Raw genomic sequence first — 713 nt, 5'->3', positions numbered from 1 at the left:
GCTGCTCCACCCCGCCCGTGGCTTCATAAAACTTGAGGACACCATTGTGGTGACCGAGACGGGCTATGAACCTCTCGGCGATGCTGGGCGAGGTTGGAACCGGGCGGGCTCTCAAGCCTAGAGCAGCCCTGCCGAACTCGCCCGACGGCGTTGTTTGCGACGTCCAGGATTTTCTAGCCCGGCGACGAAGCTGCGGCCCATGCGGACCGTCCAGGCGATCGCGGCCATGACCTGGTCGCCGGCCAGTTCCTCCGGCCGGTGCGGCACCGCGAGCACCTGCTATTGCCCGAGGCCGTCGCACAGCCCGCGCGGGCTGGCTGTGCGGGTGCCAGCGTGGGCTTCACCAGGGTGGGGCGAAGCGCCGGGATGACGTTCGGCAGACCGAGCACGCCGAGATGCCGATCACCTACGTCATCGCGCGGCGAGTGTTCGACCGTGCGGACCTGCTGCAGCGGGTGCAGGACGCACACGGGGACGGCTTGCTGCTCCTCGGCCGCAGTCGTGACTTCCGCTGACGGCGGGTTCCGCATCGCTGGCGCGGGCTGCGCTGGCTCGGCCGCGGCCCGCCATCCCGTCTACCAACAATACGGGGCGCGGCAGAACGGACGGGCGCGAGGTGTGCAGCAGCAGGCCACGCTCGTAATTGCTCACCTCTCTCCGGCGGCTCGAATGCATTAGGGCGCCGGCTGCGTGGGGAGCCATGGCGAGATTCC

The 713-nt window shown here is 69.0% G+C and carries 1 protein-coding gene; it reads right to left on the bottom strand.

Going from position 1 to position 713, the window contains the following annotated elements:
- Window positions 1-117: 117 nt before the first annotated feature.
- Window positions 118-276 (bottom strand): hypothetical protein, encoded by a 159-nt coding sequence (locus tag Q7A36_RS40490; protein ID WP_305109441.1) that lies wholly within the window; start codon window positions 274-276, stop codon window positions 118-120.
- Window positions 277-713 lie beyond the last annotated feature (437 nt).

The sequence above is a fragment of the Paracraurococcus lichenis genome (genome assembly GCF_030657435.1).
Taxonomy (GTDB): Bacteria; Pseudomonadota; Alphaproteobacteria; order Acetobacterales; family Acetobacteraceae; genus Paracraurococcus; species Paracraurococcus lichenis.
The sequence above is the reverse complement of the archived record's forward strand: the minus strand, read 5'-3'. Positions and strand labels throughout refer to the sequence as shown.